The 6,748-nt window shown below is 72.1% G+C and carries 6 protein-coding genes; 4 read left to right on the plus strand and 2 right to left on the minus strand.

Annotated features, from left to right (window positions below):
- The first annotated feature begins 85 nt into the window (after positions 1–85).
- The 4 genes from AB0K09_RS27485 (at position 86) to AB0K09_RS27500 (ending at position 4,450) form a co-directional block, all read left to right on the plus strand.
- On the plus strand, positions 86–352 hold the full coding sequence (locus AB0K09_RS27485) for a penicillin acylase family protein (protein WP_366068103.1): 267 nt from the start codon (positions 86–88) through the stop codon (positions 350–352).
- Between the two features lie 381 nt (positions 353–733).
- Positions 734–2,440, plus strand: coding sequence for an amidohydrolase (locus AB0K09_RS27490; RefSeq protein ID WP_366068104.1), 1,707 nt, complete (start codon positions 734–736; stop codon positions 2,438–2,440).
- Positions 2,441–2,471: 31 nt separating this feature from the next.
- Positions 2,472–3,245 (plus strand): LuxR C-terminal-related transcriptional regulator, encoded by a 774-nt coding sequence (locus AB0K09_RS27495; RefSeq protein WP_366068105.1) that lies wholly within the window; start codon positions 2,472–2,474, stop codon positions 3,243–3,245.
- A gap of 134 nt (positions 3,246–3,379) precedes the next feature.
- Positions 3,380–4,450 carry an alcohol dehydrogenase catalytic domain-containing protein gene (locus tag AB0K09_RS27500; protein ID WP_366068106.1) on the plus strand — a complete coding sequence of 357 codons (1,071 nt, stop codon included), beginning with the start codon at positions 3,380–3,382 and terminating at the stop codon, positions 4,448–4,450.
- A 73-nt stretch (positions 4,451–4,523) separates the two neighbouring features.
- Here the strand turns inward: AB0K09_RS27500 and AB0K09_RS27505 are convergent, their stop codons facing one another.
- Positions 4,524–5,078, minus strand: coding sequence for an XRE family transcriptional regulator (locus tag AB0K09_RS27505; RefSeq protein WP_366068107.1), 555 nt, complete (start codon positions 5,076–5,078; stop codon positions 4,524–4,526).
- A gap of 135 nt (positions 5,079–5,213) precedes the next feature.
- Positions 5,214–6,748 (minus strand): transcriptional regulator (locus AB0K09_RS27510; protein ID WP_366068108.1); only part of this gene is annotated, 1,535 nt, incomplete at its 5' end.

Genomic DNA, 6,748 nt, shown 5'->3' on the forward strand with positions numbered 1-6,748 from the left:
GCGCCGGGTCGAGTGGAGGTAGGGGGCGAGGGCGAGGCCGTCCGCGACGGAGTGGCCCAGGCCGGCCCTTCAGGTCGGCCATCTGGTGCTCGACGCGGCGGCCAGGGAGCGGCCGGGCGATCACGAGCCACTGCCCGCCGCGGTGTCGGCCGCGCTGACCGCGGCGGCCGCGAGGATCGCCGAGAAGCTCGGCGACGATCCCGCGCGATGGCGCCACGACCGGGTGCACCGCATCGCGGACCGGCACCCGCTGGGTACGGCCGCCCGTGCCCGGGGTGAGATGTATCCCGTATCCCTGGCGGGCCCAGGGGCGGGCGGAACCGCCGTGTTGCCGCTCCGGCCCCGGCGCTGAGCCCCGGCCCTCACCCGTTACGAGGCTCGGCACGCGTACCGGGTGGGGGTGCGCAACTCTTCGCCGCCGGCCCCGGTCTGCGCACCGAGCCGATCTCACGCGTCACGCGCGGCCGCATCGTCATCGAACGGGAGCGGGTGACCGGACTTCCTGGGCGACGGGATCCGCATCGCCGTCGTATCGGTCGAACGACCGATCCCGCCGGCACTCCCGGTTGCATACGATCACATCGCTCGCCCAGCCGGAAATAGCCGGTTCGACAACTTTTCTCCGGTGATGTTCCGCCGGGCGTGGGGCGGCGGCCCCGCGTCTCCCCCTCCCCGTGCGCGGGGCCGCCCGACCCCTGTGGCCGTCACAGCTTCGAGACAGAAGGACACCAACGTGCCCGCAGTGCCAGCAGATCTCGTCTTCGTCAACGGATCGGTCCTGACCGTCGACTCCCGTTTCACCGTCGCCTCCGCCCTGGCGGTCACCGGCGGTGTCGTGAGCGCGGTCGGGGACCGGTCGGAGGTCATGGCCCACGCCGGCCCCCGGACCCGGGTCGTCGACCTCCGGGGCGGCACGCTTCTGCCCGGCATCAACGACTCGCACCTGCACGGCTGTGCCTTCGGCATGACCAGGCCGCCGCTGTCCGTCGACGTCTCCCACCCCGCCGTCCGCTCGATCGCCGACGTCGCCGGGGCCGTCCGGAAGGCCGCCGAGCAGACCCCAGCAGGAGAATGGATCACCGGGCACGGGTGGGACGCGGGCTACCTCGCCGAATGCGTCACCGACTCCTCCCGGATGCCCACCCGCCAGGACCTCGACGCCGTCAGCCCGGACCACCCGGTCCTGATGTACTCCAACTCCGGCCACGCCACCTGGGTCAACTCCGCGGCGCTCGCGAGGGCCGGGGTCGACCGGAACACCCCGGTGCCGCCCGGCGGGGTCATCGTCACGGATGCGGCCGGCGAGCCCACGGGTCTCCTCCAGGAGGGCGCCCAGGACCTCGTCCACCGGGCACTGCCCGCCCTCTCCCCGGAGGTGCGGGCGGAGGCGATCAGGACCACGCTGCGCGCCCTGGCGCGGCTCGGCATCACCAGCTACACCGAGCCCGGCCTCGGGCCCGGAGGTGACGCCCTGATGCGCGGTGCCCTCGCCCACGACACGCTCGACGTCTACCGGCGCCTGCTGGCCGGCGGCGAACTGACCGCGCGGGTCAGCGTGCTGCTTCTGCCCACCGGTATGACGAGCACGGCCGAGGACTTCGTGCAGGCCCTGGCCGCCCTGGACGAACCCGCGTCCGCCGATCCCCGCCGTCTCAACGTCGTCGGTGTGAAGCTGTTCGCCGACGGCGTCCCGGTCAACAAGACGTCCTGGATGCACGAGCCGTACACCGGCGGCGGCTGCGGCTCCCTGTGCGTCGGCGGGGACACCGACGAGGAACGCGTCGCCCAGCTCGCGGAGATGATCCGTTACACGCACGCCGCCGGGTACCAGGCCGGCGTCCACGTCACCGGTGACCGGGCCATCGACACGGTCGTCGACGCCTTCGCCGCCGCGGCCGCCGCGCACCCCCGGCCCGACGCCCGGCACTACGTCATCCACGGCGACTTCCTCTCCGCCGCAAGCATGCGCAAGCTGGCCGCGCACGACTTCGGCGTCAACATGAACCCCACCATCAAATGGACCGTCGCCGACATCGAGGAGGAGTTCGTCGGGCCCGAGCGGGCCGCGTACGAGTGGCCCTACCGCGACGCGATCGACGCGGGCGTCACCGTCACCAGCGGCTCCGACGCCCCCGTCACCCTGCCCGACTGGCGGCAGGGCGTCGCCACGATGGTGCTCCGCGAGTCCAAGGCCAGCGGCCGCGTCAGCGGCCCCGGCCAGCGCATCCGGCTGGCCGAGGCCATCCGCACCTACACGGCCGACGCGGCCTGGCAGGACTTCGCCGAGGACTGGAAGGGCACGCTGGAGGTGGGCAAGGTCGCCGACCTGTGCGTGCTCGCGGGCGACCTGCTGAGGGCCGATCCGCACGACATCCCGGACATGCCCGTGGTGTTCACCGCGGTGGGCGGCGACATCGTGCACGACGAACTCGCCGTTTGACCCCCGCCCGCCCGATGATCAAGCTGGACGGATGACAGCGCAGCAGAACACGAAGGACGTGCTGGGCGCCGCCCTCCACGTACGCCAGACGGCACGCCGCGCCGTCAAGGGGACGGGCGGCGCGGAGGGTGTCCTCACGGCGCTGTCCGCGCTGATCGACTACGATCACGCGTCGCTGTCCCGGTGGGATCCGCTGCGCCGCCGTCACCTCACGCTGGCCGGCAACTACCCGGCCGGCGCCACCCGGTACATCGAGGACCGGTTGCACGACGACCCCGGCTTCTCGCTCATCCGGGACTCGGCGGACACCACGCGCTGGTGGCACGACGTGCCCGGCCCGGTGCGGCGGACCTCCGCCGGGTTCCATGAGGTCCTCGAACCGCTGGGTGTCGAGGACGGTGTGGCCCAGTGCCTGTTCACCGCGGACGGCAGGTACGTGGGCATCCTCAACGTCAGCACCACCCGCACCCGCTGCGACCAGCCGGCCGTCCGGGCCGTGATGACATTGCTGGGCGAGTGCCTCGCCGCCGTCACCGACCCGCTGCTCGGGCCCGGTTCCTCCGGCGGCCCGGGTGGTGCCGGCGACGCGGCGGGCCCCGGCGGCCCCGCCCTCTCCCCACGCGAGCTGGAAGTGCTGGCGGAGCTCACGCAGGGACGGACCAACCGGGAGATCGCCGAGCGCCTCTTCCTCAGCCCGCGCACGGTCGCCACCCACATCGAGCACATCCTCGCCAAGCTCGGCGTCCCCAACCGTGCGGCCGCGGCGTGCCGGGCCGTCGCCTGGGGGCTGCGACCGGCGGCCTGACCGGCCGCCACGGCGACGGTGCGCCGCTTCGGCCGAACGTGTGGCAGGTGGCGCGCCGACCACCGTCGGGCGCCTTCCGGCGGGAAAGGCGAGAGGTGAGCCACTCACTCGCGCCGAACGGCAGGTAAGCCATCGTGAAAGCCTTTGTCCTCCGGAAGGTCGGAGAAGTCGGCGTCATCGACAAGCCGATCCCCGAACCCGGCCCCAATGACGTGGTCGTGCGCACAACGGCGGCCTTGGTGTGCACGACCGATGTGCACATCATGAGGGGCGTGATTCCGGTCGCTCCGGATGTGGCACTGGGCCATGAGGCGGTCGGTGTCGTGCATGCGCTCGGCTCGGCTGTCGAAGGGCCGGCCCTGGGCCAGCGGGTCGCGGTGGCCGGGATCACGCCCTGCTTCCAGTGCGATTCCTGCCAGCGCGGGTTCTCCTCGCAGTGCCGTGGGCAGATGCTGGGGGGCGCCCAGTTCACCAACCGGCGGGACGGGACCCTCGCTCAGTACTTTCTCGTCAACAACGCCCAGGCCAACCTTGCCCCGATCCCCGACGGGCTTTCCGACCACAAGGCGCTGTACGCCACCGACATGCTCTCCACCGGGTTCGTCGCCGCCGAGCACGCGGAACTCGGACTGGGTGAGACCGTCGCCATCTTCGCCCAGGGCGCGGTGGGGCTGTCGGCGACGATCGGCTGCCGGCTGCGCGGCGCGGGTCTCATCATCGCCGTCGAGTCGGTTCCCGCGCGTCAGCAACTCGCCCGCCGCTTCGGCGCCGACGTGATCGTCGACTACACGCGGTGCGATCCGGTCGAGCGCATCCTGGAGCTGACGGACGGCCAGGGGGTCGACGCAGCCATCGAGGCGCTCGGAACCCCGCAGACCTGGGAGGCGACCTTCCGGGTCACGAAGCCGGGCGGGCGCATTTCCAACGTCGGGTACCACGGCGAGGCGCCCGGGCCGCTGCGGATCCCCCTGGAGCCGTTCGGGTACGGCATGTCCGACAAGCAGGTCTACGGCGGGTTCAACCGCGGAGGCCGGGGGTGGCTCCGGCGGATCTTCCGGCTGATGGAGACCGGGAAGGTCGACCCCACACCGATGACCACACACGAGTTCGGCTTCGACGAGATCGAGCGGGCATTCCAGATGATGGCATCGAAAGAGGGAGGAATCATCAAGCCTCTGATCCACTTCGGCCCGGCGGACGCGTAAGCGCTACCCGCATCGCCTCTCTCCGGGCCCACGTCGCCGTGCAGGACGGCTGGGGCGTTGCCCTTCCTGTGTGTCAGAAAGACACGTCGAAATAGTCGATGTCGGTGAATTCGACCTCGAGGTCCTGAGCGCGGCGGCCGCCGTCCTTGAAATAGACCTCTTGCAGTCCCTCGGCAACGATGCGGCGCAGTTGCTGGTCGTCGGCGCCCTGCTGCCGGGCGTTGAACAGCCGTCGTGCGTAGTCCGGGGGGAGGTGGACCGTCAGGCGTCGTACCCGGCCGTCGTCGGTGGTGCCGATGGGTGCGGTGTAGCCGAAGCGGGCCCTGGTCTCCACGGTGATGCCGGTGGCGGTGGCGGCCTGCTCGCGCCGGCGTTTGCGCAGCTGGGGCTGCCAGCGGGCGCGGACGGCCGCGTCGATGCGGTCCGCGATCTCCTTCGGCGGGTGCTTGCGCGCGCCGCGCCGGTAGCGGTTGACGGAGTCGGCGGTGACGCCGAGCTCCTGCGCGACGGCCTTCGCGGTCTTCATCTGCTTGAGCAGGAAGTTGATGCGGCCCTGGAGGGTCTTGGGCGGTTCACGGGTGAACGCCTCCTGGTCGGCCCGCTCGATGGCGTCCTCGATCTCCCCCACGGTCAGCTCCCGTCCGTGAGCCGGCTGCGGCCGTACCGCTGACGGATCAGAGGGGCGCCCGCGGCGTCGGCGGTGTTCATCGGTTCGACTCCTTCGGTGTGGTTCACGCCCGCGCCGGGCGGGGATGGTGACGGCCTACTCGCCCTCGTCGAAGACCGCGTCGCCGCCCTTGATGTGGCGGGCCGGGTTGAAGCCCTTCTCCATCAGGTCGACCGCCCACGCCATCTCCTGGACACCCTCCAGCTTGGCCAGGCCCGGGGTGGGTCCCAGGCGGAAGCCGCCGGGCTGCGGCTTGCCGGAGGCCGCGTACGGCAGGAAGGCCAGCGGGCTGTCGCCGGGGCTGGGGTAGACGACGCAGTCGGAGAGCACGGCCAGCGGGAACAGGCCCGTCATCCGGGACATGTTCAGCATCTTGCGGTGCATGTTGACCCGGGCCTTGCTGATGACGGCCGCGCGGATGTCGGGGCGCCAGGTCGGGCGCCGGAGGGCCGGCCACCGGTCCCCGTCCTTGTAGTGGCGGCCCTGGGGGCGCTCGCGCAGCTTGCCGACGCCGCCCTTGACGGTGGCCTTGATGGCGGCCAGGACAGCCGCCAGGGCGGGGTCGACGTCCTTGTGCCGCTCCATCGCCGCGAGGAACGCCCGGTCGTCCAGGTCCTTGGTGACGCCGAGGTCGGCGAGGGTGTCGACGTAGGCGTTCTTGAGGCGGTCGTGCCACGGGTCCAGGTACGCGCCGGTCTCGCGCCGCAGGTACGCCTCGATCGGCCGGACGTTGTGGCCGAGCTCCTGGGCGTAGGCGACGGTGTGCGTCTGGTACCAGGCCGGGCCGGTCGGCCGGGCGCCCGACGGGGTGAACGGTGAGGGCAGGCGCGGGTCCAGCTCGATGTGGGAGAGGTCCACGAGCCAGGAGCCGGGGATCTTGGGGTTGAACGGCGGGTTCACGAAGTGCTCGGGGCCGGAGAGGCCCACGGTGAGCCGGGCGGCGGCGGCGAGGAAGGCGGTGTTCAGGTCCAGGCCGACCGCGTACGGCAGCAGGCACTCCTGATCGGTCAGCAGGTCCACCGAGCGGACCCACTGGTACGCCTCCTCGTCCAGGAACCCGCCGGTCCAGCCGGAGTTGACCACCACGGGGTGCTCGAGGGTGGCCTCCGGCGGCGCCGGGTCCATCGGCTCGGTCCCGAGGCTGCCGGGGTTGCAGCCGGAGACCCACTGGCCGGTCACCTTGTCCTGCACCGCTCGGGTGGGCGGGCGCAGCGCGGTCATCAGTTCCAGGCCCGAGACGGCTGTGGAGCCGCGGGGGGTGATGACGCGCTGCGCGTAGACGCCCAGGACGTGGGCGATCCCGGCCGGCGGCATCTCCGCGACACCGGGCCAGGAGCGGGTGTCCAGGGCGTCCCAGGACAGGACGGCGAGCTGCACGCACTGACGCTGCCCGGTCTGGGCGGGGCGGTAGATCCTGGCCCAGGGGCCGAAGCCGCGCTGCGTCAGCTTCCACTTCGCCGCGGTGACTTGCCCGACCACGGGATGGTCGTCGGGCAGGCGTAGGGAGCGGCGCTGTTCGGGGCCTTCCAGGCGTTCCGGCAGGCCGAGCTTGACGGCCGCGGACGCGGTGAGGACGACCAGCGGATCGCTGTCCTTGCCGTGGCGGTGCAGGCGCGGCGCGCCGAGGCCGG

Origin of the sequence: Streptomyces sp. NPDC049577 (genome assembly GCF_040675635.1) — a bacterium.
GTDB lineage: Bacteria > Actinomycetota > Actinomycetes > Streptomycetales > Streptomycetaceae > Streptomyces.

Excerpts from the sequence above, each read along its gene's own strand:
- AB0K09_RS27495 (WP_366068105.1), top strand. The coding sequence starts at position 2,472 with ATGACAGCGCAGCAGAACACGAAGGACGTGCTGGGCGCCGCCCTCCAC.